Genomic DNA, 1,880 nt, shown 5'->3' with positions numbered 1-1,880 from the left:
TGCCCGTGCTCGCCGTCGTGGTGGCCCTGCTTCCCAAGCCCGGCGTCATCCCCAAGATCCGCACGACCTCGGGAGCCGACACGTCGGACCTCGTAGATGCCGCGCCCCGCGCCGCCGGCGCCATGGCGGCACCGCTACGCGAGTGATACGACGCGGACCACGGCAACTGCCGGCAGAAGCGCGACGGTCGATCAGCTCAGCGCCTCTCGAGCGCCGCCACCGCCGGCCCCTCGAGCACGGCCCCGTCCGGTGCGAACCGCGAGGCATGCAGCGGGCAGTCCCACGACTGCTCGGCGCGGTTCCACTCGACGATGCCCTTCATGTGGGTGCAGACCGCCGAGACGCGGCACACCACGCCGTCGATGCGTGCCTCGGCGACGGGGTGGATGCCGTCGCGCACGACGCGCCCCTCCCCCTCCGCGAGGTCGCCCGACCCCGTGACGGCACGCACCACGCCGTTGACCAGGGACGCCGCGACGCCGGCCTGGGCGGAGACGAACTCTGCGCCGTCACGCAGCTTCAGGTGGGGCGACAGAGACCACGGCACGGGCTCACCCAGGATGTCGCCCGCGATCGTCACAGCGGCGGCGGCCGAGTTCGTCATGCCCCACTTGTTGAACCCGGTCGCGGCGTACATCCTGTCGCCCATGGCTCCGTAGAAGGGCAGCTGCGTGACCGTCTGGTAGTCCTGCGCCGCCCACCACGTCTCGCGCACGGCGCCCGGGAAGTTCGCCACGGTCCACTCGTCGAGCCGGCGGACGAGCTCATCCGTATCGCGCTCGCGACCCGTCGTCCATGCCGGACCGCCGACGACCAGCAGGCCTTCGGCCGTGCGCAGCGAGCGCTCCTCCGGATCGACGGACAGGTACATGTCCTGAGGCACGTCGCCCGGTACCCGGTACGCCGCGGCCAGCGAGCGCGACGGCTTGAGCCGGGCGAAGAAGCCCGCGCGATCGATCACCGGGAAGCCACTCGTCACGACCACGCGGTCGGCGAGCACCGTGCCACGCGAGGTGTGCACGAGCACGCCGTCGTCCGTCTCGTCCGTGCTGACGACGCGGCATCCGGTGACGACGGATCCGGCGTGGTCTCGGACGGATGCGGCGAGCGCCGCGAGCGCCCGCATCGGGTGGATCTGCCACTGCCCGCGCATCCGGATCGCGCGCGTCACGGGGTAGGGCAGCCCCGCGTCCTGCCCCTCTTCAAGCACGTCGACGTCGAGGCCGACCGCGGCGAGCGCCTCGGCCTCCTGGTCGACGCTCTTGGCGCCCTCTGGCGTCGTGGCGTAGGTGAAGGCGTCGCGCTGCTCGATCGCCCCGGGGGCAGCGGCGAGCTCGGTGCGCAGCCAGTCCTGTCCGGCGCGGTTCGCCGCCACGTACGCCTCGAGCGCCTCATCCCCGGCATGCGAGCGGATGCCGGAGAACACCGCACCCTGCAGCATGCTGAGCTTCGCCGTGGTGTTGCCCGTGGCGACCGCTCCGACCTCGCGCGCTTCGAGCACGGCGACGGAGCGTCCGGCGCGAGCGAGCATCGCTGCTGTGGAAAGGCCTGCCAGGCCCGCACCGATGATCGCCACGTCCACCTTCGAGGGCAGCGCCGAGTCGACCTCGATGAGGGGCGACGTCTCGTTCCAGAGCGAGCGAGGGGTGGTCACGTGCGGCCTCCGGGAAGCGTGGTGCTGTCGACTCGCTTCGCCGGCTCGACAAGCAGGCGGGCTTCCGCGGCCACCAGCCGCGCCGGCACCCTCATCCGACGAGCGGCGCGACGGGACGCTGGCGACCCGGCGGGAAGTGCGCGATCGGCTTCGGCTTGGCGGGCCCGACCGAGCCCTGAGCCGCCATCAGGTCGGCGGCCATCCGCAGCACACTCTCGATCGAGGT

General features: G+C 72.4%; 1 protein-coding gene. It reads right to left on the bottom strand.

Annotated features, from left to right (window positions below; translation table 11 throughout):
• Positions 1 to 196 precede the first annotated feature (196 nt).
• Positions 197 to 1,654 (bottom strand): FAD-dependent oxidoreductase, encoded by a 1,458-nt coding sequence (locus RIF89_RS14605; RefSeq protein ID WP_309069797.1) that lies wholly within the window; start codon positions 1,652 to 1,654, stop codon positions 197 to 199.
• Between the last annotated feature and the right edge of the window lie 226 nt (positions 1,655 to 1,880).

Source organism: Microbacterium sp. (assembly GCF_031178525.1).
In the GTDB taxonomy this organism is placed as follows: Bacteria; Actinomycetota; Actinomycetes; order Actinomycetales; family Microbacteriaceae; genus Microbacterium.
The sequence above is the reverse complement of the archived record's forward strand: the minus strand, read 5'-3'. Positions and strand labels throughout refer to the sequence as shown.